Origin of the sequence: Nocardia arthritidis NBRC 100137 (genome assembly GCF_001612765.1) — a bacterium.
GTDB lineage: Bacteria > Actinomycetota > Actinomycetes > Mycobacteriales > Mycobacteriaceae > Nocardia > Nocardia arthritidis.
In genome coordinates this window covers 122,254-147,887 of the sequence record NZ_BDBB01000020.1, presented here as the reverse complement: position 1 = coordinate 147,887, position 25,634 = coordinate 122,254, and the positions used below count along the sequence as shown (strand labels likewise).

Here is a 25,634-nt window from a genome sequence, read left to right as displayed (position 1 = left end):
TTCTTGTGCAACGAGACGGTGTTTGCCGTCATTTGCTCGCTGCGATGCCGGCCAGGATGTTGTTGATCTCCTCGGCGACGCGGTGGCCGGACTCGGCGGCACCGTCGATGTAACCGGGCCACCGGGTGGCGGTCTCGGTGCCCGCCCAGTGCAGCGGGCCGATCGGGCGGCGCAGCGCGGGCCCGAAGCGGGTCAGGGTTGCGGGGGTGGTGAACGCGCCGTAACAGCCGCGGCTGAATTCCTCTTCGGCCCAGTCCTTTTCGATGTAATCGATCGGTTTATTCGCCTGCTGGCCGAAGTATCCGGCCAGATCCCCGAGCACCAGCGCGCGCCGGTCGGCCGGGCTCAGTCGCGCGCTGGCGTCGGCGTGGCGGCCCTCGAGGAACCCGACCAGTACACCGGGACCGTCGGCGAAGGGGGTGTTGTCGAAGACGGTGCCCAGAGCGCGGCGGTCGCTGTTGGCCTGTCCGCTCCAGCCTTCGGCCCGCCAGAACGGTTCGTCGTAGGCGACATTGACCTTGATCACCCGGCCCATCGGCATCCGCTGCAGGAGCTGGTCACGATCACCGGGCAGACCCGGGATGAACCGCATGCGGGCGACCAGCGGCGGCGGCACCGCGATCACGGCGCGGCGCGCACGCACGGTGACATCGTCGGCGCGGACCCGCACTCCGGACTCGTCCCAATCGATTTCGGTCACCGGACTGTCGAGGACGATTCGGTCCCCGAGTTCCTGGGCCATGGCCAGCGCGATCGTCTGTGTGCCGCCCACGACCCGGTCCTGCTGGGCCCCCTGGGTGACGTTGATCAGCGCGTCGAGGCCCCCGGCGGCGCCGATGTAGAAGTTCGCCCACAGCGCCGACATATCCTCGGGGCCGGTGGAGAACACGGCCTCGGTGACCAATCGGAAGAAGGCCCGCCCGTCGGTGGTGCGGGCGTGGTTTCGCAGCCAGGTGTCGAAGGTCTGCGCGTCCAGGGACTCTGCCAGTTCGTACTCCCACGGCTCGGTCCGGACGACCTTACGTGCCAGCCGGTCCAGTCGCAGCTGCGTCTGGGCGATGTCGAGCAGCGTCAGCGGGTTCACCCGTGGGATACGGCCGGTGTATTCCGAGCGCGAGCGGCCCAGCTCGGCGATGTGACGCCCGGCGGTGTGGGTGGGATAGGTCCGCAGTCCCAGCTCCCCGATCAGCGCCATCACCTGATGCTGGGTCGGGCCGACCCACTGGCCGCCGACCTCGATCGGCGAGCCACCGGGCAGTTCGGCGTTGAGCAGGCGGCCCCCCACCCGGCCCCGTGCCTCGAGTACCAGCACGTCGGATCCGCTGCGCACGAGGTCACGGGCAGCGACCAGCCCCGCGGTACCGGCGCCGACGATGACGACGTCCACTGACTTGTCCATGCCACCGCTTCTCTCATGCATCACGTATCTGTCATACATTCTGTATGTGTTAAACATAACGTATGGAGTCGTTGCGTGACAAGCACGTCGAGAACACCCGGCAAACACTGCTCGACACCGCCGCACGCCTGTTCGCCGAACGGGAGTACGCCGATCTGTCGGCCGAGGAACTGGTGCGCGCCGCCGGCCTGACCCGCGGCGCGCTGTATCACCACTTCGACGGCAAGAAGGGACTGTTCGAAGCAGTCATAGACGACCTCGAACAACAAGCAGCCCAACGCATCCGAGCCGCGATCGACTCCTCGACCGATCCGGTGGAACGCGTGGAACGGGCCATGGAGACCTTCCTCGACATCTGCACCGAGCCCCTCTACCGCCACGTCGTCCTGCTGCAAGGCCCCATCGCGCTGGGTTGGCGGCGCTGGCGCGAACTCGATCAGCGCCACCTCAGCGGCCTGGTGGTGGAGGCTGCGCACAATCTGCTCGACGCCGACCGAATCCAGCCTCATCCGCCCGAACTGCTCGCCAGCGCCTTCTACGGCGCGCTCACCGAAATGTCCCTCAGCATCGCCGAATCCGACGACCTGACACACGGCCGCGCCCGGGCAGTTGAGCTGGCTCGCGCACTCCTCAACGGACTGGTCACGCCCGAAACAGGTAACTGAGGCCAGCGGCGAACCAGCGAGGTGAGCAAGGGCTCCCCACCTGGTGCACGATTGACCACTTCAGGACCATGACTGCCGTCTGCACACCAACGGTCGTGACACCCGTGGCCGGTCCGACCAGCGATGGATCGCACACCTGATGTTCTCACCGGTACAGCAGAGGCCCCCGAATTACGCTGTGTTGCCGCCGGATCGGGGGTGTCCGACGCTTCGCGACCGGCGCGACCCGATCGGCCTTCTTCGTCCGGTCAGCGGAGACGAGGATTCGGACGGCCGCGCTGTGGCCTGCGTGCGGCCTCGGCGCTCACCTGGGCCTGTCGATCGGTAGGTACCAGAGAGCGGATAGCCGCGCGGGAGTCGATCATCAATTTGTGTAGTACGGCGGCCATTTGAGCGTCGACAGTCTTGAAGGAGCTGCCGCGCCGGGCAGCGATGGCCGTGTTGGTCCACCCCGCCGCGGCAAGTACGGCGACCTCCTGTTCGGCCTCCGACAGTTGCTGCCACGGCGAGGGGCGGCTGCGCCGGACCGGATGTTCGACGGGCAGCCTGTCCATGGACAGGTTGCCTAGCGCCAGCTGCGCCACTTCGCCCGACTCCGGCCGCAACATCGCACCCTCTCGTTCGGCCTCCGCGAAGGCGTCGTCGCCCAATACTCTTCGGGCGGTGTCCGCGGCGAATTCGGTCTCGGTGGCGAACGGGCCGAGGTGGGTGATGTCCACGCCGAGCTCCTCGCGAAGCGTGGTCCCGCCGCCGAGCAGGCGTGCGATATCGCGCGCCCGGGCCGTCGCGGCTGCGAACGGTTCATCGCCGATGGCGCCGACCATGCGGGCCAGGGTCCATGCCAGCATGTGCACGGCCCATACCGCGCCCCACCTGTCGCGCATCGCGAGCTGATCCGACAATGTCGCGCGCCCGACGGCAAGCGCCTCGTCCATGTCGCCGTGCTTACTAGACGCGATCACCCATGCCAGCTTCGCCCAGCAGATCGCCCATCGGGCACCGGAGCGCTCGGCATTGCCGAGATGGGAGCGGCAGGTTTCCAGCGCTTGTTCGGCAGTGCCGAAGAACGCGGTGGCCAGCGCTTCGAACATTTCGCTCATCGCCGCACCGCCCTCGTCCCCCTCGGCGGCGAAACGCGCCCGCGCCCGGGCCAGGACGTTGATCGCCCGCGTATCGCAGCGGATCAGCATCAGCTCGGCACCTCGGGCGAATTCGACCGCACCGGGAAGCCCGAGGTCCACTTCGGGTTCCGCGCGCCAGCGCAATCGGTCTGCGTCGCCGGGTACGCAGCGGGCGACGCATTCGTCGAGCATCCGTTCGGCGTCTTGGTGCATCCCCTGGCACATACTGATCCAGGCAATCAGCGACATCGCCCCGACCTGCAGCGAAACCGGCTCGGGGTCGAGGTCCCGGGTGGCCACCAGCGCCCGCTCGGCCCACCGGCGCGGCTCCCGCAGTGAGCCGGTCAAGAACGGGATGCGCAAGGCGATCAGCCCGGCAGCGATCTCTAGTCCGACCGCCGCCTCGCCCGGCGTGGCGATACTGCTCTCCATGGCGACCAGTAGGTTGTCCCAGGCCGCTCGCGCCCAATCGAGCAGCGCCTGCTCGTCGGGCCCGAACCAGCCGGCACGGGCCGCGGCCACCTTGTCGCGGTAGTAGCGCCGGTGCCTGCGCGCCAGCCGGTCGGCTTCCGCGCCGTGGTCCCGCAGGCGTTGCTGGGCGAAGAGACGAATGGTTTCGGCCATCGAATAACGCACCGTGGTCTCGGTTAAGTGGATCGACACCAGGGACTGATCCACCAACCGCACCAGCAGGTCTTCGATCTCGGCCGGGGCCAATCCGCCTTCGCGGACGGGCTCGTCGTCGGCGCAGACCGCTTCGATGGCTTCCAGCTCGGCGCCGACATCCTGTCCGGCCGCGTCGGGGTTGTCGCTGCCCATGTCGTACCCGGCCGCGAACACCGACAGGCGGTCGAACAACAGCCGTTCCTTGTCCCGGCAGAGATCGTAGGACCAAGCGATGACATCGCGGATACCCTGGTGCCGCACGTCCGCCCCGACTCTGGGTCCGTTCCGCCACTGCAATCGCCGATCGCCCGCCTCACCGCTGAGGTCACGCAGGATCATCGGCAGCGGCTGACGAGACAGACGTGCCGCCGCCAGCCGGATATAGAGCGGGTGATTGTGGACATGCCGGCAGATCGCGGCGGCCAGGTCGGTTTCCTCCTCGGCGAGAGTATGCCCCACGAGGTCCGCGCGGGCGCGGAACAAGGCCAGCGCCTGCTCACGCGATAGCGCGGGCACCGGCACGAGTTGTTCGTCGACCCACCCGATCGCCTCGCGGCTGGTGGCCAGCACGGTGAGGCCCGGTACGGCGTCGAGTAGGCCGGCTATCACTGCGCCCGCACCGTCGAGGACGTGTTCGCAGTTGTCCATGACCAGGATCGTTTGCACATCGCGCCCGGCTCCGTCTCGGCGGCGCAGCGTGTCCAGTACCGCGTCCCATGCCGACCTCCCGGAGAAATCGGCCTCGATCACCGAGCCCGCGACCTGTTCCTCCACCGCTGTCGCCTCCGCGCCCGGGGCAAGCACCGCCAGTCGTACCCAGTGCACCGGGACGCGCCGCGCCCGTTGGAAGTGCTGCACAGCCTCGGTCGCCAATCGGGTCTTTCCGATGCCACCCGCACCGATCAATGTCACCAGGCGAGTATTGCCCAGCAACGCCATCCTGATTCCTTCCAACTCCCGATCGCGGCCCACGAAATCGCTGGCGGCCGCGGGCGGCAATCCACTGACAGAAGTTCGTCCTGCCGACATACAGGCAGCCTAGCGGAAGAAGGAATGGGACGGTGCCGGGGCACACTGCCGCGGCCAATTCTCCGGCAACCCGGCGTTCTCTCGAATGCTTCGATTCGAATTTCCGCTGCGTCGACCGAAATGCAGTTATTCCGCTGCGTCGACGAAGTAACGCAGCTTACGGAGATCGACTTTTCATGATCTCTTCAGGCATTACAGCGGCACCGATGATTCGTGGACGAGTTCGGGGCCGAAGGTGAAATTCGCGGTCCGAGAAAAACCTACCCGGGCACCTCAGCGCGGCATTTCCGAGCCGGGATAGAAGCGACTCATGAACGCCGCGACGATAGCGCCCGGGGCGTCCAGTCCGGCGAGTAGGCGCAGCGCATACCTCGGGCTGATGCCGGATTCGCCTCGGGGGTTGTGCGCACGCTCCTTCTGACTCAAACCCGTCAGGCCGACACCTGCGCGTGCGGCCAGCTCCGCGCGTGACAGTCCCCTACTCGTGCGAGCGGCGATGATCCAGTCTTTGGGATGGCGGAACCCGTCGGACCGGGGGTCGGGAAATTCGCCGTCTTCGTCCGGAAAATACTCCCGGAAAACTGCGTCGGCCAGCTCGTCGGGAGCGTCCAGGCCTTCCAGCAGACGCACTGCCATCTCCCTGGTGATCGCCACGCCGCGCTCCAGCGAACCGATGTATGTCGCCGAATCGGCCACGCCCATGCGAGCGGCCAATCCGGACTGGGTCAGTCCGCGAGCCAGGCGAGCAGCCTTCAACCACCGCCGGAACGGCTGATCGCCGTTCGGTGTCGGCCACGCTGCGGCTGGAGCGGCCCCGTCGGGCGGATCGGTGGCGGCCTCCTCGGTCAGGTCGCCGACACCATCGTGGGCGTCACCGTCCGAGAGGCGCGACCATGGCGTCGTCCGCGGCGACTCCCCCGATACATGCCTACGAGAAGACTCGCCGGGTTCGGTCGGCTTGCTCCCGATGAATCCGCCCGGCCTATTCGTGCCCTCCTCCGGCGCGGAATCGCCGCGCCGAACCGGTGGAGTCGACGGCTGGTCCGGGTCGGCCTTCGTCTTGCTCCACGGCGTCGGCGGACTCTGCTCACTCATGGTGACGTCGGCGTGTGCACGATGGTCGAATGCACCGCGCAACCGGACGACCGCGTCGGCGAGAACGTCTGCCGCAGCACCGACAGGCAACCCCAGCCGCTCGGCAGCGCGAGCCAAGGACATGCCCTCGACCAGATGAAGCATGACCAGCCGCTCCGCGATGGCCGGGTCGGCCAGGTCGGCGAGCGCGGAGCGGACCGTCATCGCGAAGTCGGTGTCGGCGAACCCCGCCGAAGCCCGGTCGGCCAACTCCCGGCGCGGCGACCCGTCGTTGCCGCTGATCGGCGCATCCAGCCGCAGCGTGGGTCTAGCCAGAATCTCCCGGGCCAACGCGACATCGGCCGGCTTCACTCCCGCTCCCCGCGCGATCTCGGTGTCCTCGAGCGCCGCACCCGCGGAGACCATCCTGTAGATCTGCGCTTCCACCGTGCTCACGAGTTTCCGTGTGCGGTTGTCGAGATCGGGGAATCGCAGCGCGAGACGGTACCGGAACACCGCGCCGCGGCAACCGGCCCACGCATGAGCCGCGAACGACGCAGACGGAACGTGGTTGCTCATCGCGCTCAGCATTCCGATCCAGGCGGCCTGTTCCGCGTCGTCACGGATATCCGGAGATTCGCGACGCGCCACCGCCTTCGGCACCCACGCGAATCTTTCGAAAATCTTGTCCTGGGCCGCTTTCTCTTCCGGCGACCCCACCCGAGTCACAACATATTGTTTGAACAGTTCTTCTTCGTCTCGATAGCCGGACCGCTCGTAACGATCCGCATAGAATCGCTCGACGATCTCCAGCAACAACTCGCCGCCGACGCCCTGCGCTCGACACAGTTGTCGCAATTTCCTCAGCCGCGGCAGATAGCGATCGTTCTCGATACTGGAAAGAGTGCTGCGAGGCGTCCGCACTCGGCGCGCGAGCTCAGATGTCGAAATTCCTTCGTCGTGACGCAGCGCCGCAAGCCAACGCCCCAGCGATTCGTGTGCAGCGGGATCGATATCGGCGGTGATATCCGAGTAGAAGTCCCGCACCGCCTGGATCAGCAAGCCACCCGAGACGCCCAGCGCTCGGCAGATCCGCCGGAACGTGCCATACAGCGGGCGTCGATTCTCGGTCTCGACCTGTGCCAGGTACTTCGTGGACAGACCGGTCACACGGGCGAGTTCGGCGCGGCTCATGTCCCGGTCGTTACGCAGCGCGGTGATCCATCCGCCGAGGTCGTGTGCCGCCGGCTCGAGGTCGAGATCGATGTGTGGATAGAAGTGCCGAGTCGCCACCCGCAGCAATACGTCATCGATGCCCAAAACCTCGCAGATCCGCCGGAAAACCGCGAACCTCGGCGCATAGTTTCCGCTCTCGATATGGGCTAGATGACCCCAGCCGGGCCCGATCGCGTTCGCGAGATCGGGCCTGGTCATATCCCGATCGTGACGCAGAGCCACGATCCAGCTGCCGGGCGACACGGAATCGTGCGCCGTCGGGTCGACACCGAGCACGAGATCCGGATAGAAGTGGTGCGTGGCTGTGCGCAGAAGTTCCGGCGCGACTTCCAGCGCCCGGCAGAGTCGCCGGAAGATGATCGAGCTCGGACTGTATTCCCCGCCCTCGATTCCGGCGAGGTATCCCGCCGATGTGCCCGCGGCTCGTGCCACCTCGGCCTGGGTCGAGTCGTTGCCGTGCCGCAGCGCCATGATCCAGTTACCGGGTGCGGCGGGATGGTGCGCCGTCGGGTCGAGATCGAGTACGAGATCCGGATAGAGGCTACGCGTGGCCTCCGCCAGTGCCTGCTGTTCCACGCCCAATGCGCGAGCAATCCGGAAGAACACGTTCGGTGGCGGGCGGTCCCCGTTCTCGATTTCCCCGATCCGCGTCGGCGTCACTCCGACCGCGCGCGCGAGGTCGGCCTTGGTCATGCCCCGGTTGTTGCGGTGCGCGGCAACCCAGCCACCCGGCGAATCATGCGCGGCAGCGTCGGTTTCGAGTTCGACCTCCGGGTAGAACCGCCGAGTGACCTCGGTCAGTTCCGCATCCTCGACTCCCAGCACGCGGCAAACCTGCTGGAAAGTGCCGAGCGTTGTCCGTCGCCCGTTCTCGATATTGGACAGTGCGGCATTGGTGAGACCTGCCGCTTGCGCAACATCCTTCTGCTTCCTCCCTTGTTCGAGCCGCAACGCCTTGAGCCACGTGCCCCGCGCGGCGTCCACCGACGGATCGGACTGCTCCCCCGGCCTGCTGCCGATGAATCCGGACGGACGGTCCGCCATCCCCCTTCGTGCGTCCACGCGACCCGCCGCCTCCGAGTCGCCGGTCCCGCGCAGACCCCGGTCGAGCGCTGCGGCGAACCACTCGACGAAGTCCGGCTGCCGCCTCGACATGGCCTGCAGATCGATGTCGTGCGGTAGGCGGATCGGCCGGCCGAAGGCGAAGGTGAACACTGTCGCCGCGAACGTCCGAATCGTCGCGTCGCTGCCCCGCGTCATCAGCGGCGCCTGGAACAGCAGGTAGACCGCATCGGCGAAACGACGCAGCACATCGGCAGACGGTTGCTGCGACCGCTGGCCGACAGCCGCGGCCAGTTCGGCCAGGGCGGCATCGAAGATCCTCCGCTGGTCGCCGGCCAACGCCGTCTCGATCACGAACCGGCCACGCTCGAGCGCGCACAGGACATTCCCGTCGACACGGTCGCCACTGGGCAGTTCCACGACGTTCTGCAACACCGTGCTGCCCGGCGCCTCTACGTCCATCCTGCTTCGGACGAGACGTCCGATCGCGAGCGTGGTCCAGAACGCCGGTGTCCCCACGCCGCCGTGCCACTTGCCGGTTCGTGGATCGCGGCGAACCCCGGCGCGCAGACCGGGCAGGTGCCCGACCATGTCCATGTTGGGCGCGTCGTCGCCCAGCCTGGTGCGGAAGTAGTCGGGATGGCTTTCCCCGTGTTCCCCCACCACGCTCGGGTCACGCTCGACGGCCCAGACCTGCCGCATGTAGCGCTGGTGCGATATCCAGAAGTACAGCTCCGCCAGCGCCCTGCGGCCCCCGGCCGGAGTCACGACCGAATCCCACCGGCTGACAAGCTTTCCCAATCCGCGATTGGCCACGTACGCCTGCCAGAGCGAGAACATTCGCAAGGCCGCGTTCCCGCCGGGATCGTTGCTCTTCATCCGCAACCCCGGCACCGGGAAATGCTCACCACGAAGCGGTCCTCGCCCGGCCCGCACTTCGTCGTTGAGGACACGTGCATCGCTGGTGAACGCCCGATCCGGCCGCTCGGGGGTGGGCTTCGACGGTCTGCTGCCGATGAATCCGTGGTTGCCCGTGTCCGGCCGGTTCCCGGGTCGATTTTCCTGCGCGGGGAGATCGACGACGAGGTCGTGGGTGATCCGCGGTGGCCGACCGGCGGTGACGTACTCGTGGATCACCCACTGCGGCGTGCCGACCGCCGCGCCGTGAATGTCCGTCTCGGCGAATCCGACGGCAAGGGCCTCGTATTCTCGCAGTGTCGCTTTGGTCTCGTCGACGAAGGCGTATACCGGCAGTCGCGCGAGCCAGGTCTGCTTCGGTTCGCGGATCAGGCCGAGTTCGTGGAGCCGGGACCAACTCTCCTCCAGCACCTGCCCCAGGCTGCCCGACAGCAGCTCCAGGGCATCGATCGCGTGGACGAATTCGTGGACCGCATCGTGGTGGAACGGTCGGTCACCGACTGGGTTGAAACCGCGCTCTCGCAGCTCGATACCGCGTTCGACAGTCCACGCCGGCCTGCTCGCATTGCGCAAGCTGAACTGTATTGCCACGGTTCGAAACGTCGACTCGGAGTCGCGCTGGGCGAAGGACGCGGCTCCGGCGTTCTCGTTGCCCAGGTAATCGATCCACAGGCCTCTGATGTTGGTACGGCCCGGAAACCTGGTGAGCATCTCGGCCAGCCCGCCGAGAATTTCCTCGACGACGTGGGCAGGAACATCCGGATGTTCGAACCCGGCGATCGTGATGTACGGGTAGTCGAGATTGAACGCCTCGACCAGCCGCGCCTTGGCCTGCGCTTGGATGTCCAGCCCGGCGCCACGCAATACCTCGTCCGGCGTGCGCACGGCGTGCCACTCGATCTCCGCCAGCGCGTCCATGTACCGGCCGTGTATGTGATGCAGCGCGGGCTTGTACTGGTTGGGTATCGGAAGATCCGAGATCCACGATTGCAGGTACGCCACCTGTTCCCGAATGCCCGAGAGTTCCGACCTCGGCATGCCGTGGTGCTGCCACTCCTCGCGCCCCTCGATTTCCCGCACGAACTTCGCGGCGAATTCACCGGTCGGCGTCGCGTTGATCGCGGATGGGGCGCGACCACCTCGCACCTCGTTGTCCGGACCGACACTCCAGTTTCGCGCGGCACGGTTCGTCCTGGTCACCGCGTCGAAAAGGCCGAGTCGCCCGGCCGAGCCCGAGTCGAGAATCCCGCGGTCCAGTGCCCGCAGGCTGTCGCCCGGCCGCCCGGGAACGATCTCCCGATAGACGGTGTCGTCCTCCAGAATCAGGCAGGTAGGCGCTACCGGCGCGTCCATGATCGCGGCGACCTTCCTTTGCAGTACCTGCTCGATAGCGACGACAGGATCGGTGTAGGTCTCCGCGAACACCCGGGTACCGTTGCCGAAGGTCACCGACTCGACCCGCACTCCCGGCGCATCCTCTACCAGCGAACGTTCCGCTGTTCCGGACTCCCTGCCCGCGAGCACCAGGTCTTGGAACTCGGGACCGGCGGACGCGCCGCCGCTGGACGGATTCTCTTCCCGCGGCCGGCTGCCGATCAGGCCGGCCGGACCATCGCTGCGACCTGTCGTCGGTTGGTTGTCGGATCGTTCTTCATGCCGCCGCGCCACCGTTGCGGGCACCTGCTGTCCGGACATATCCGGTGCCGACACGGCCGATCCACTCCGTGACCAGCCGCTGCCGGGGAGGAGAGATCCGACCGCGGCCGTCACCGTCGGTGCGAATGCGGCCAGGGTCGTGATCCGCTCCGACTCTCCGTCGGCGGACCGCCGGCTTCCGGTGCGGCCGGAGAGGATCCGATCGGTGACGATCCCCGCGACGGCGGAGGCGAGGAGCCGGGCGGTGCGGGCGTCGATATCCTCGACCACCTCGTTGAAGTGCTCGGCCAGCATCGCCTGGTGCCGGTCGTGCGGCTGGTGCGATCCGGGGCCGGGTGCCAGCAGGTTCAGGTGCAGCAGGCGGGCTTCGTCCGGATGCTCCGCGAGCGCGGTGAGGTAGGCATGGACGGCGGCCCGCAGCCGTGACAGCAGGTCGTCGGCCGCCGCCTCCGGCATGGCGGCGCGGGTGGCGGTCCGCACGCGTTCGACGGCTGCCGCGCACGCGGCCTCGAAACCGGTTTGCTTGTCGGAGAACAATGTCCGATATGTGCGGGGTGATACGTCAGCGCGCCGCTGGACGGTCTCCGGAGACATCTCGGTGTAACCCTGTTCGGCCGTGACAGCCATCAGCTGTGTCAGAATCCGTTCCCGCTCGTCGGGTTCCGCCTGCCGCGCCGAGCGGCTGCGCTGGTCCCGAGACGACTTCCCGGACGCGGCCGGGACGTCGGCCGCCGAGTCCACGGCCGGGGTCGGCGTGCCGTTGCGAAGCAGATCGACGAGATTTCGGCGGAGGGCGGGCACGGCGGTGACGTCGCCGGTCACGGCCCAGTCGGCGAGGATGCCGTAGATCGCTGCCGCCAAGGCGCGGCGCTCCCGCGTCGGCGTGATCGACTCCTCGAACACGGTCGCGAGCGTGGCGGCGATCTCTTCGATCATGCCCACGGTGAGTGCGGCGCGCGCTCCCGGGTCGGCGGCGAATCCCTCGGCCAGCAGTAGGCGGGCCGTGGCCGGACGTGCGGCCAAGGCGCTCACATACGTGTTCACCGCGGTGGTGACACGGGCGGCGCGGTTCGACGTCGGCGCGGCGCCCACCTCGTCGACGACCAGTCGATTCAGATTGCTCCGGGCCTCCCGGTGCGCGTCGGCCAAGGCGCTGGAGATGGTCGGGAAGTGATCGTGGAATACGTCTCGAGAGATTCGCGCGCGCCGGCAGACGTCATCGATGGTGGTTGCGCCGAATCCCTGCACCGCCACCGTCGCCGCGAACGCCCGCAGGATGCCCGCGCGTAAACCGTGGCTCCGCGCAGCGGTTATCACGGACGGATCGAACAGCCACTCGTCCACGCGCGCCGCGGCGAGCCGGATGGGCAGCGGGTCCCGCGACGGCGCGAACTTCACGACCGTATAGCCCATGACGGCCCGCCGCACCGCGGGATCGGTTTCCATCGCGTCGGCCACGTCGAGGATCAGTTCGTAGTCGGTTCCTTCGCCGCGCACCACCACATGTCCGTTTTCGAGCGTCACCTGGGCGCGAGAGGGCCGGATGTCCCGGCGCGGGTGTCGATCGGTGTTCAGGGCGGCATGCACGAGCATCTTCGCGCTGCGCTTGCGGGTGAACGGCTCCAGCAGTCGCTGCAGCCGGCCGGCGGCAGCCCAGGCGGCAGGCACATCGTCGAGTACGGAGCCGAGTGCAGTGGCCCAAGTCCCGATCTCCGGCGCCGCACCGAGATGCTGTTCGACGATGTTGAACCGTTCCGCCTGCTCGCGGTACTCGTCCAACTCGGTGAGAAACCTGCCCACTCCGCTGGACGACGGCACCACGACCGGCACACCCTGTTCGATCGCCTCGGCGGCGACCAAGCCGAATCCCTCGGCACGCGACGGCATCACCACGACCGTCGCCGAACGAATATCCGCCTGCAACGCCGCACGATCCGACGTCCGCGGCGCCACCTCGACCGCATCCGGGTCGCCGATCAGCCCGACCAACTCGGAGCGGGCCGACTCGACACCGCGTCTCGGATAACCGCGCACGATCAGCCGCACGTCACGCCCGCCGGCCCGAAGCCGACGCACCACGCGGGCGATCTCCGCAACCCCCTTCAACGGGTCGTCCGCACGACCGAACAACAGAATCCGGGCCGGGGCACCCGGCGCGGGGACCGGCGGCTGTTCGGCCGGCACCAGACCCGGCTGCAGTTCGTGCACCGAGCCGTGCCCCGCCATGACCGCAGAGGACAGCGCGTCGGCCGCGAGCACCGGTCCCAGCCCCGCCACCAGATGTGCCCGCCGCGCCAAAAAGACATCGGCCGCGACCTTGGCCCGGCCCCGTTCCGGGTTGTTGCCGAGGGTGTGAAACAACATCGGCGTCAGATGGTTGATGCGAACGAGTCTCGCTGCGGGGTACCGTTCCTCAGCAGCCAGCGCAGCGGCGAGACCGTCGCCCGCATCATGCACGATCACCAGATCCATCGATTCCGGCAGTTCGTCCCAGTCGGACAGCATCCGCTCACGCGTGACTGCCAACGACCCGCTTACCCGGGGGCCGATCACCTTCACACCGGGGATCCGAGGGGCGCGACCCACCTCTCCTGTCCGCACCGTCACCGCGTGCCCGGCCTCCGCCAGTGCCTGGCACAGCGCCACGGTCAACGTGGCCATGCCGGTTCCGCCCAACCCCCACTGGGCGCAGCACACCAGAATCCGCTGTCTGGCGAAGTCGAGACGGAGACGATGCCAGACTTGGCCCTGAGGCAATGGATCGGCGGTCTCGATGTCGATGCGGCAGTCCACATCGGACAGCTCGCGGCGCAGTTCCTCCGACGTCACACCAGGATCGGTATCGGTGGCGTCCGGCCGGGTGTAGTCGAGCTGCGCGACCAATCGCGGCCGGCCGTCGGTGTCCTGCGAGGAGGTCACGACGATCAGGGGAGCGTCCCCCGCCCGGGCGAGTTCCGCGATCCGCGGCATCGCCTCGATCACGCCCTCCGACATCCCCGACAAGTCCGGTTCGGGCAGTCGAGTCGCGACGGCGGCGGCCAGCAGCGCGGGGTCCCGCGTGTGGTCGCCGGGCCCGACGACCACCTGCCAACGAAAACCGCTGTATTTCTCCCGCATCTCGGCCGCATGCGTGCGGGCGTCGCGGTATCCGTCCATCGGCGTGTAGACCGAGTCGCTCGCCAACCGGTCGGCGATCTCCCGCAGCTTCGCGGCGTGCTCACGACGCAGGTCCCGATTCGCCAGCAGCCACCCGTCGGGAGGACGGTATCCGCTGTCGGGATGTACGAAACCCGCATTGCCGCGGAGACGGTTGATCAGGGCTTGACGAACAGTAAGGTGAGAATCTTCGGGCATCGGGCGCTCGAAAACACGCCCCGGGTCGAAGCGGCACGACATGAGGTGCTCGAGTGCCCATTCGATGCTCCGTACGACCGCGTCGGGTTCCGACAACGTCTGCAGGTCCGCGGCGGCGACCCACCGGGCAACTCGCGTTGCCGTGTGGAATTCGCCGTCGGTCATCTCCCCCCAGCGCCGCCGCATCTCCTCGACCGCCGCCGGTGAGGCGATCATCCGGATTCCGGTCCGCTCATCGAAAGCGGTGCCGTGCACGGCGAATCCGAGCAACCGGGCGGTACTCGCGTCACAGCCGTGCGACAAGGCGCGGTCATGGAGCAACTGAGCCGAGCGCAACTCGTCGTAGCCCTCGGGGTTGTCGCCCCGCCTCCCTCCGCCGTAGACGAGATCGCTCCATGCGTCGGCGGCTATCGCCGAGATGATCTCGCGCAGGTCCGCGCCCTGGAGGACACCGTTGTCCACGATGTGGCGCAGGTCCTCGGCTACGCTCATGCCGTTGTGGTACAGCGCGACCACCCCGAACTCGCGCAGTTCGAAGGCGTCGTCGTGGAGATGGTCGGCGCGACCGATGTCGGGATGGCCGTACAGCGTCCGATTGGCGAAAAGCCCCTCGGCGGCCAGCCGTATCCCGCGCCGGATCTCCGGATCCGCGAGCTGTTCGGGCGACACCCGCGCCCGCAGGATCTCGGTCACCTCGTCGATCTCGTGCGCGATCACCTCGGCGGGCAACGGCGGACACGCCGGACTCAGCAGGTGATCCATGATCCAGTCGGCCGAGGCCCGGTCCTGCGTCTCCTGCATCCAGGCATAGACGTCGGCCAAGAGAGCGACCCGCGGTCCACCCCCGGCAGGCTGCCACGACCTACCGGCCAGGTCTTCGTGTGCCACGATCCCGGTTCCGACACCGGGCCAACCCACCGACACCCGGAACCGGCCGCGCGCCAACACCGAGCGCTGTTCCTCGTCCGGCGCCCAGCCTTCGGCCGCGCACCGCCGGTACAGCCACTCCGGAACCGACAGTTCGATGACATCTCGGCCACCCGTCAAGTCCGAACCCATCACCCGCACCGCCGCCGCACGTCCCACTACGACGCCGTGCTCGGCCAGCGCGCTGCCGAGTTCGCCGACATTGATCGGCCGGGCCGGTTCCGGCGTACCGGCATCCGGCGTTTCCCGTTCGGCGCCACCCTCCGGATCGGACGATGGCCTGCTGCCGATGAGACCGCCGGGGCCACGCGGTCCGGAGCGCTGTTCGTGCTCGTCCTCCCCGGAGCGGTCCTCCGGGTCCGACAGCGGTCGGCTGCCGATAGGAACGACATGTCGACTCGACCGCGACACAGTCTCGGCCCCCCGCTGGGCATCGGCGGAGAGGGTGGCCGCGCGGATGCTGTCCGCAGGACGATCGTCAAGTGTTGCGCGATGGCCTGCCAGCGCGAATTGGTCCTGTCGAAATGGTGGGGCGCGACTCGACCACAGTGACGGCGGGGACGACCCGGGGCCTCGAGCGGAGACAACCGGACCCCGTGTCGTGGACAGGCGGGCGAGAGGTTGGCCCGCACTGTCGAATTCGATCGCGAAAACGTCCCGGTCACCCTCGCCGAGCTGGTCGATGAACGGCTGCTGTTCGCGCTGCCACTGGTGGAAGGGGACGGCCTTGTTCAACAGCGCGCGGGATCCGGCCAGATCGGCGGGCTTGATCGGAGCCTCTCCGGGGGCGGCCGCGATGTCCAAGACCAGCAGGTTCGGGGCATCCGCCCGGTCACTGTCGTTGACCAGCAGCACCAGGTGGCTTTCCACTTCTCCCTTGTTCATCCACTTGTAGACCAGCGCCTGGCTACCTCCGGGCCTGTCCTTCAGCGATGCTGCGGCCTCGTCCAGCGAACCGAAAGCCCGGAAGGCGCCGCCGAAAGCGCGTTCGGTGTCTTCGGCGTCGTGGCCCCGCAGCGGCATGTCGGCGGGCATGCGGTAGCCCTGTTCGTTCTCGGGGTACAGCACCCGCATCATCGTCACACCATTGTTGACGCAGCTCTTCGGACTGCGCTGGTGGACAGCGATGGTGAGGTCGAGCAGGGCGGTGACGGCCGAGTAGGTGGAGGCGGCGTGAACGAGGCGTTCGGTGGCCGGGTCGCCGGTGGTTTCGGCGCGGGCAAGCAGGCGGGCGACCGCGTCGGCGATCCCGTCGCGTGCGGTGGCGGCGTTCACCTCGGTGGCGGGAACCTCCAGCAGGCCCGCCAGTTCTCTGCGGGCAGTCTCGACGGCGGCGCCGACCTGGCGCACGCCCTCCGCACCGGCGACCTGGGCGGGGTCCCAGCCGAGTTCGGCGGCCAGCCGGTTGCGCTGGGGCATCAGATGATTCAGCGCTTGCTCGTCGGTGAAGGCGTCCGCCCGCATCAGCGCCGCGGGCGGGGCGTGGTCGAGGTGCTGGTTCAGCGCTTCCACGGCAGCGGAGGAGACCCCTGCCCGTTCCAGCAATCGGCTCAACGGGTCGTCGTCATCGTCGGTGTCGAACACGGCCGCGGCCGCCTGGACCGACGCGGGAATTCCCAGCCACCCCGCCAGCCGCGCGAACCGGTCCCCCCGCAGGCGCGGTTGGACGGCGTCAGGCGCGGCGTGCACGGCCTCCATCGCGGCACGGTCCATATCCGTCCTGGCCTGCCCGAGACCCGGCGCGTTATGGACCGTATCCGGCCCGGTGTGCAGGAGGCCCGGAGCGATGGCGGTCTGGGGTGATACCGCCGACATGGCAGCGGTAACGTCTGCGGTAGGGGGTGCGTGGGCTTGGTGCGCGCGGCGCATCGCACGCTGCAGGTACGCGCGGTCGGCCGCGTCGTTCTGCAGGGGAGAGGTCAGGCTGCGCATCTCCCGCTCGGCCGCGAGCACGTCGGCCGCGGTGGCCGCGACCTCGGTCCGCGCCGCCTGCACGGCCTCCTCCGGTCGTGCCGCATCCGTGTCACCCGCCCGACGAGCGGCTTCGGCGTATTCCGCGGTGGCCTCGGCGTGCTTGGCTACCGCGGTCCGGTAGTGGGTGACCGCGACCTGCGCACCGTGCTGCCGCGCTTCGCTGTAGAGGCGGTCGGACGCGGCTACGTTGAAACAGAAGCTGCCGTTGCGGCCGTTGCGGCCCGCGCGCGCCGACCATTGATGGTCCTCGTCCGGATTGGTCGGCGAACGCCCCAGCATGTGCGCGTGCACCCCGCCCAGCTGATCGACCTCGTCGCTGATCGACACATCGAAACCCCGGCCAAGCATCCCCGTGCCGACGGTCACCGCGCCCCGGACACCCGCGGCGTCCTTGACCGACAGCAGGTGCTCTTCGGCGGCATTGTTGTCGCGGTGCTCGGCGAACCACCGGGCGTCGATCGCGCTGTGCTCCACGCCCGCCTTGGTCAGCATCAGCGAGAATTTGCGAGCCAGATCGTTGAACGGGCAGATCACCAGCACCGGCCGCCCCTCGGCCTGCAACTGCTGCACCCGGCCCACCGCGTCCCGCAATTTGTCCGGTTCGCTGAGGAAGATCCGATCCTCCTCCCCCGTCAGTTTCGACCGGCCGAAGTCCTCCACCTTCGCCAAACCACCCTCGACCGGGAAATTCTCCTTGATCTCCGCCGCGGTCCGCTCCAGCGTGCCCGACATCAGATGCAGATGTTCGTAACCGGCGAGGACGTCCTCCACGGTGACCTGTTTCGATCCCGTCCCATCGGAATACACCGGGGCGCCGAACATCGCCTCCACCATCTTGTGGCGGCCTCCGAACCACCGGCTCTCGGTGCCGATCTTCGGATCGCTTCGCGGCTTGCCGTACTCGTCCAGAATCTGGACCTTCTTCTCGGAACCCTGTCCGAATATCTGGAAATCTCGATTCAGTTTCAACCGGCCCGACCGGACGTCCAGGAAGGCACGGGCCATCTCGGTTTCCTCGGCGGTAAATTTCCGCCCGGTGTGGCCTTCCCACAACCGGCTCACGGTGTCGAGGCACCGCTCGGGTTGCTCGCGCAGCAACCGCGCCGTCAAAGTCCGTGCCGCGGCGAGCTCTTCCACCGGCAGCGACCGCACCGCCCCGGCCGCCTCCGCTGTCAACGGCCCATCGTGGAGTGCCTCTTCGAGATGCACCGACAGGTCCTTCGCCGCCGTGATCCTGCTGCGCAGGACGGCTTTCAAGAAGTCACGCACCCGGTACACCCCGGCGGCCTCCACGTCCGAGGCGAGTTCTCGCTGCCCCTCGGACTGGTAGTGCACCGTCTGGTTGTGCACCAGTACCGCGTCCGCCTCGTCGATGGTCGCGGTCTTCCCCGGCGGCGGCCGGTCGAACAGTTCGGCGGTCGCGCGCTCGTCGTAGGTCATGTAGTACACGGTCGGCCGGTCCGGTTCGCCCGGCGGGGCGTGCGGATCCCAGCGCGCGACCTCGTACCCGAGACTTCGCAGCATCGGCGCGAATTCCCGAACCCCCTCGTTGGCCAGCACCTCGGTCGTGGTGATCACATGATGCACCCGCACCGAATCACCGCTCGCCTGCTCTCCACGCGACAACTGCCGCAACGTATCCAGCGCACCGACCATGGATTTGCCCTGTCCGGTGCCCATCTGACGCATGAACCCGTGCTCGCCGAGCAGGAAGGCCTGGAGCTGGTTCCACCGCGGCGTCTTCCCGGTCCCCTCGCGCATCGCGTCGATGTACCGCAGCAGCGACTCCACTCGATTGCCATGCTCCATCGCGTGCCTGCGCTGCTCCCACGACTCACCGGCCAGCTCTTCTCGCCGCAGCCGATACAACGCCAGCGCCTTCTTCGCCGCGGCTTCGAACCGCGTCTGCTGCTCGGCGGTGAGATCCTGCTTGGTCGCCGGATCCGCCGAAGGCAGTCCCGCCAGAGCCTCTGGCAGCCCCTCCGCCGGGCGCTCGGGTCCGTCGTGCATGGACGGGCGAGCGTCGGCGGGCGCGGCATCCTCGGAGCGCGCCGCGGACGGCGGCTCGTGTGCCGGCGGTACCTCCGTCGGTTTCGGTGCCGTAACCCGTGCCGGGCCATCACCGCCCGCACCGTGGCGGACGGACGCATCGCCCACCCCTACCGGCGGATCGACCTTCGCCGAACCCGGGCCCGGCCGCGCAACCGGCGACTCGTGCCCAGCCGGACCGTCGACGGTCGGAGCCCGGGCGCTCCGGCCGTCGACGACGTGCGCGGCGTCCTCGCCGTGATCTGCCGATCGCTGTTGTTGCGAACCGGAGTGGTCGCCGTCCGCGCTCGACAGGACCGCGGCCGCGGCCTCACTTTTCCCGAGCTGCGCACTGTCATCAGCACCGGGAACGCCCGCGGCCTGCGCATTGTCACCTTGCACACCGCCACTACCGGCCTGGCCGCCGTCACCGGCTCGCGTGTTGTCAGTGCCGCCAACCCGCGCATCGCCGCCATTCCGGGCGTCGCCACCATTGTGGGTGCCACCGTCATGGGCATCGGCACCGCCATGCGCTCCGCGGCCATCCTGTGCAGGATCACCGGCGTACGCGGGGTCAGCGATCTGCGCATCGCCACTGCGGCCCTGCGCAGCCCCACCGGCCTTCGTGCCGCCACCGGAGGCTGCATCACCACCGGCGGGAAGGTCTACACCGGGCGCTCGATCGCCGGCACGGTCTGCCGATGCCCCGTGTCCTCCTCGGGTAGGCGAATCGGTGTCTCCCGGCTGTCCCTCCACCGGCGCCTGACCGTTCGCGTGTCCATCCAACGCGGGAGCCTGTTCGCCCGATCCCGAATCGGCGAGGCGCCGCGCCGGATCTCCCGACTCGTCCGGCTCATACCGGCCCTCGTTCGTCGCTCCCGGCGGACCAGACGAAAACAGGTTCTCCCCAGGCTGCGATACTCCGGCGTCCGTCGGGTGGCCGGGCGAGGCCGAGTTCGCGGGCTGCCGGGGGACGCCGTCGTTGCTGTCCACCACAGCAGGCATCAGCGATTTCGTGCCCTGAGGAGCCCCCGCCAGCCGCATCACGGCATCCTTGCTGAGACTCACCGTGGAAGGGTCCGGAGGGACGTAGCCCCCGCTGCCGTCGACCACTTTTCCGGGCGGGGACCCCAGATCCGAGTGGCCGCCACCGTGGACATCCACGACTCCGGCGAATCCGCCGCTGAGCAGCGACGCCAGGACGTCCTCGAAGTGTTCCGGCCAGCCGGTGATCAAGGCCGCCGCACCCAGACCGGACACCGCACCCGCGACCCCCTGCACCAGTCCGAGCGCCGAACGGCCGGTTTCCAGACGGGGAATGACTCTGGGCGCGAGCTTGCCCGCGGCCAGGCCGCCCACCGCACCACCGGCGCCCGACACTCCCGCGGCTTCGATCGACTGCAGATCGATACCCCTCGGGTTCTCCCCATTCGGGCCTTTGACGGTCGGATTCCGGTCACCGGAGACGACTTGCATAAGCTGTACCGCGAGATCCACACTCGCGGGCACCGCGGCGGCCGTGCCGACCGCGAGTGCGAACCGGTACGGCCCCAACGCCGACAGCCGGGCCCCCGTCTTCGCCGCGCCCACCTTGTAGGCCTGCTCCAGGCCCGCGCGCATCAACGCGACCTTGCCACGGCCTTCGATCAGCATCGACTCCACCACGGGAGCCGCCGCAACCTCTCCGGCCGGACCGGCCGCGGCGGCTGCCGACAGCGTCGTGATGATACGCCAGGCCAGCTCGACGCCGAACGCGAACATCACGCACAGCGTCTTCTCCGCATCGTTGGCGGCCGCGTGCGCTTGATCGGCCAAGGCCAGCGCTTCCTCCCGCAGCCTGGCCGCGCCCTCCCGGTGCAGATGCAATATCTCGCGCACCCGGTCACCCAGCGCGCCGAGCGAATCCTCCTGCACCAGCAGCTTTTCCGCGTCATCCGCGTGATTCTTCATAGCGGCGGCCTTGGCCCTCAGCTCCGCAGCCATCCAGCGCATTCCGGATACATCGGCGCGTGGCAGGTCTCCCCCGAAGACCACCAGTTCGATCGGGCGCCGCACCACGGGGGGCAAACCCTCGAACAACATACGCAGCTCCACGACCGGGTTCAGCGACCACGAACCGTCCACCGGCACCGCCTACACCAGCCGCGACGCCGCATCGACCAGCACCGCGTGCAGTGCTCGCGCCTGGCGGCTCGCCTCGTCGCCGCGCACGACGACATCGGCCAATGCGACCCCGAGGGCCCGGCTCGCATCGAACTCTTCTGCGTCCCCGGCCAGCTCGGCACGCCAACGCCGGTAACCGCTGACCACCGCGGCGAGTGTGCTGGTCCGTCCCGCCTCCAGACGCAGGTACTCCGCGATCAGGACGCGCTGCGCCTGCCTGCGTGCGAGACCGCCACCGACGAAGTCGAGCGCCCTGCCGAATTCGCGGAGTGTCGACAGGTAGATCTCCGGCTCCGCCGCCTCGGCGTCGGACTCCGCGGTTCCCGTCGCTCGCCTGCACTCCTGCGCGGTCCGCTGGTCGAGGGTGATGGACCGACCGGCGCCCGTCCCCCGCGTATCGCGTGGTTCGGGACTCCACCACACCGGCCCCGATTCCGCATCGAACTCCGCGACCGCGACGACATCCAGAGCGATCACCGGGTAGTCGGTGAGCACGCGGTCCACGGCGGCCACGAATCCCCGCACGACCGGCACCTGCAGGCCAGGGGTATCGAAGCCCGTGACCCGCACGCCGTGGCGCTCGGTCAGCATCCGCGCCAGCCAGCCGACCACGGGATGGATGACCGGGGGCGCGCCGGAGCGACGCCGATCGCGCCCACGTGGTGATTCGGCGGCGGGGTTCTGCGTCCGCGGCGGAGCACCGAACCGAGCACCTTGGGGTCGCGGCTGGGCACCGGCGGGTGGTCCAGCCGTCCTCGGCGGCTGCCCGGACCACGGCGTGTCCCGCCGTCCCACACCACCGGGTGGGCCGACTCCCGCCTGCCGCCCGGCTGGGGCACGGGGCGAATCCCGCGTGGCGGCCGGCGGAAACACCGCCGAGGCCGGAGGACGGCGACCGGAATCTCCGGCAGGCTTGCCGGGGCTGGCGCCGCCCGGTCCGCCTCCCCCCTGGGCCGCCTCACGGCGTGCTGACCGACCGGAAGAATCCCGCTGCGGACCACCCTCCGGCGTGGATCGTCCCGCCGGCGCGTCCGGTGTCCGCGGTCCGACGGGGATGGATCCTTCGGCGGGGTCAGCACTCTTTGCGGGCTCAGCCCGGTTCGCTGGATACGGCGGGGCCGTGGAATACGCCGGGCCTGCCTCTGCCGGAAAGGTCGCCGCGGGTTCGGACGCCTCGGGTGGCTGCGCGCCTGCGGGCGAGGACGTGCCCGCGCTACCGTCCGGCCGGGGCGCCGCAGGCACGCCGATCGGATTCAGTTCGTCGGCCGAAGTGGCGACCCGGCCGGCGCCGACCCGGTCCTGTGATTCGAAGTGGCCTGCGGCGTCGACTATTCCGGCGGCCGTGCTGTGCAGGCTCTCCTCCATTGCCCGCAGATTGGCCAGCAACTGGTCGGCATGCGGCTTGAACTCCCTGGCGAACGCGACACCCAGATCATCGTCACCCCAAGTGCCCTCGGCGTGCGCCAATGAAGCGCGTAGTCCCGCATAGGTCTGCCCTACGCGATCCCCGAGTTCGGCCAGTCTCGCTCCCCGTTCGCGCATGCGGTCCGGATCCAACCGAACTTCACCGTGCACGTCGCGATCCCCCTCCGGGTCAGGCTCGGCTGTTACCGCGCAACCGGAACCGCCGCTCGAAACCGGCGACGAATACCGACAACGGCACCGACGTGGCCGAGCGCTCCACCACCCCGTCATCGGCGACATAGAAAATCGCACGGTCCAAGGCGATTTCGCCGTTCGGTACCGGCGAACGTACCATCCAGCCCACGCTGATGCGATCGGCCCGCAACGTCGACAGCGGGTATCCCGCAGTGTCGTAACCCTGTCGGAAGATGTGGTCCCGGACGAGATCGAGCGCATCCGCTTCGCCGATCCCCTCGGCGTGGTTCGCGTCCAAATCCGCGAGCACGAACTGGAACATCGCTCCGTCGATGTCGATGTCGGCGCCGTCACCGAAGACCTGCACGATCGCCTCGTGCGTCACCGCACCGGCCTGCGCGGCCGACACCAACAATTCGGCCGTGTCGGATATACCACCCGCCCGGTCGCCCAGCAGACTGCCGACGACACCCGCCACGGTGCCGACCGTCCACACTGCGGGCAACGCCGACGCACACTCCGCCATCGGCGCGGACTCACCCCGGTACCACCGACCGGCCTCCCACCAGTAGCAAAACGACAACAAACCGGTTGCCGCCCGCGGATTGAGCACCGGGTCGGATACCCAACCGGGCGCTCCCGCGAAAAGTTTCGGCATTGGTGCGCCGGCGTTGTACGCGGCGTCCAGGACCGACGCGTCCCACACGCCACCCGACAGCACGGCCCGGTCGCCGGGCAGGAGCGTCAGCGTCGAACCGCTGCGCCCCGCGCCTTCGAAGATGCCCACCGACGGACCGATCCGCGGCCCCTGCCCCGAGCCGACCGCCACGAAGGCCGCCGCCAGCACCGCCCACCGCGCCCACAACACGGCCAGCTCCGGCAGTTCGCCATCCACGGCCACCGCGCGCAACGCCGCACGCTGGTCCGCACGCACTGCCTCGGCGGCGGCGCGCGGCGTCCGCGTCGGGCGTTCTCCGCGTCCGAGGTAGGCCGCCAGCCACACCGGCAGCCGATCCCGTGGATAACGTTCCAAGTCGGCGAGATATGCCGCCGGTGCGAACAACTGCTCGCCGGGGAACGGCAGGGCACCGTGATCGGCAGTGGCCTCGACACCGTCGGCATCGACGCGCACCAGCATCCGCCACCACGGCCCGTCGTCGGCCATTGCCGACACCTGCCGATGCCTGCGCACCGCATCCCACACCGCATCCGGTACCGGGCACCGAAACGAGCGGATACCGTCGTCGACCGTCAGCACCGCCGATTCGGCGACCACGGTCATCGCGAACCACGCCTCCAGCCGCTGCCACCCGGGCACGGCCATCGCACGCAGCCCATCCGCGATCCGATCGACCAGCCCTGCGAGATCCTCATCCCCGGCCCGTGTCACGGCACTCTCCGTGCTCCGGGGACGACGAACACGCCGAAGTCACGGAGGCGCCGACGCGCGACCTCGACCGCGAGCAGTGCATCAGAAGTTCCCACAAATGGCCTGGAATCAAATCGTCGTCAGGATCCGAAAGGTTCTCAGGCGAAGATTTCGCACTTCGCGCCCCAGCGCAATGCCGGTATTCACCAGCCATGGCAAGTCCAGCGGCCGGTGATTCGCACAGCGGAGCCTACCTTTGCCGACACCCCTGACCGACCAGCGATGAGTCCGGTCGGTCTTCGCGGTCATGCGGACGCCGATCTACTCGTTCGGGGTGTCCCCGGACGGCCACATCAACTACCACGACGGCAGCGGGACGTTGTCGCAGCAGTGGCCGGCGAGCAACAGGCTGCGGTGGTGTGGGGTGGCCGTTCGGTGGTGAAACAGTCACCGCAGCCCGAGTACGGGGGCGGCCATACCTAGTACAGGCACTACGGCTACCGATGTGTCTTTTCTACCTATCCCGCAATCCTCGGTTTGTCGGTGGCCAGCGGCTACGGCCAGCGGGATCGAGGGGTTCTCGCCGGGTGTGGTCGCGAACCGCACCGCGGGACGCGCGGTGATAACGGCGAAAAACCCCGGTCGGCGGTCCGCCGCCGGGTTCGGACGTTCGAAGGCAGGCCTCCGCGCTCGAGGGAGGTCGGTGGAAAGGGTTGCCGTCGGCCGAGGCGGACACTTGTCTGAGTCGGCCGACACGAACAGAAATGGTGTCTGCGATGACACACCATTGGATCCGGTCCGGAACTCGAGCAGACGGCTGACCCCGGCCGAGTGGAGAGCAGTGGCCGGTTAGCTCGATCCCGGCCGCACTCCGCTCGAGGTTGGATGGGCTCGGGTGCGCGAGTAACTCAACGGCGCCACCCACCGCCGGGAACGCCTCGACACCGACGGCTTCCCGGCACGCGGCGAAGGGGCCTGTCAGGCGCGGTCGTGGAGAGTGACCCGGTATCCGTCGGGGTCGGCGAAGGTGAAGGTCCGACCGAAGGGGCCGTCGATCGGTGCGGAGACGATGGTGTGACCGTCGGCGACGAGAGCATCGTGAATGGCCTGGACGTCCGTGGCGTGCAGCCAGATCGCGGCACCGATACCGGGCTGGGCAACGGAGGCGAGATCGGTGCCGGGAACGACGTCGCGGAGTGCGAACGCGATCGGCTCCGTCTCGAAGACGACGGCGTGCGGAGGCCCGGCCTGCGAGCGGACGAGGCCGAGGTACTGCTCGTAGAACGCCTGCGAAGCGTCGAGGTCGCGCGCTTGGAGCGAGATGAAGTCGGGGCCGGTGACGGGCATGATGATGCTCCTCAAGTCTGTGTCAGGTTTCTGACACCGATGAATTT

General features: G+C 68.5%; 7 protein-coding genes. 1 reads left to right on the top strand and 6 read right to left on the bottom strand.

Translation table 11 applies throughout. The annotated features are described in order from the left end of the window. Nucleotides 1–28: 28 nt before the first annotated feature. Nucleotides 29–1,399, bottom strand: coding sequence for a flavin monoamine oxidase family protein (locus tag NA8_RS16830; RefSeq protein ID WP_063051333.1), 1,371 nt, complete (start codon nt 1,397–1,399; stop codon nt 29–31). Nucleotides 1,400–1,461: 62 nt separating this feature from the next. Between NA8_RS16830 and NA8_RS16825 the strand changes: the two genes are divergently transcribed. Next, on the top strand, nt 1,462–2,064 hold the full coding sequence (locus NA8_RS16825; RefSeq protein WP_063051332.1) for a TetR/AcrR family transcriptional regulator: 603 nt from the start codon (nt 1,462–1,464) through the stop codon (nt 2,062–2,064). Between the two features lie 248 nt (nt 2,065–2,312). Here the strand turns inward: NA8_RS16825 and NA8_RS16820 are convergent, their stop codons facing one another. From NA8_RS16820 to NA8_RS16800, 5 genes are all read right to left on the bottom strand, one after another. Further along, nucleotides 2,313–4,880 (bottom strand): helix-turn-helix transcriptional regulator, encoded by a 2,568-nt coding sequence (locus NA8_RS16820; protein ID WP_084466864.1) that lies wholly within the window; start codon nt 4,878–4,880, stop codon nt 2,313–2,315. A 273-nt stretch (nt 4,881–5,153) separates the two neighbouring features. Next, nucleotides 5,154–21,233 carry a helix-turn-helix domain-containing protein gene (locus NA8_RS16815; protein ID WP_157106745.1) on the bottom strand — a complete coding sequence of 5,360 codons (16,080 nt, stop codon included), beginning with the start codon at nt 21,231–21,233 and terminating at the stop codon, nt 5,154–5,156. A 9-nt stretch (nt 21,234–21,242) separates the two neighbouring features. After that, the gene (locus NA8_RS16810) at nt 21,243–21,884 is read right to left on the bottom strand and encodes a hypothetical protein (protein ID WP_063051329.1); all 642 of its coding nucleotides are present in this window, start codon (nt 21,882–21,884) and stop codon (nt 21,243–21,245) included. A 982-nt stretch (nt 21,885–22,866) separates the two neighbouring features. After that, nucleotides 22,867–24,261, bottom strand: a complete 1,395-nt coding sequence (locus NA8_RS16805; RefSeq protein ID WP_063051328.1) for a hypothetical protein — start codon at nt 24,259–24,261, stop codon at nt 22,867–22,869. A 957-nt stretch (nt 24,262–25,218) separates the two neighbouring features. Next, nucleotides 25,219–25,587, bottom strand: coding sequence for a VOC family protein (locus NA8_RS16800; protein WP_063051351.1), 369 nt, complete (start codon nt 25,585–25,587; stop codon nt 25,219–25,221). Nucleotides 25,588–25,634: the final 47 nt, after the last annotated feature.

What these genes read in the sequence shown, in the direction of transcription:
- NA8_RS16830 (WP_063051333.1), bottom strand. Translation starts at nt 1,399, where the DNA reads ATGGACAAGTCAGTGGACGTCGTCATCGTCGGCGCCGGTACCGCGGGG.
- NA8_RS16820 (WP_084466864.1), bottom strand. Translation starts at nt 4,880, where the DNA reads ATGTCGGCAGGACGAACTTCTGTCAGTGGATTGCCGCCCGCGGCCGCC.
- NA8_RS16800 (WP_063051351.1), bottom strand. Translation starts at nt 25,587, where the DNA reads ATGCCCGTCACCGGCCCCGACTTCATCTCGCTCCAAGCGCGCGACCTC.
- NA8_RS16825 (WP_063051332.1), top strand. Translation starts at nt 1,462, where the DNA reads ATGGAGTCGTTGCGTGACAAGCACGTCGAGAACACCCGGCAAACACTG.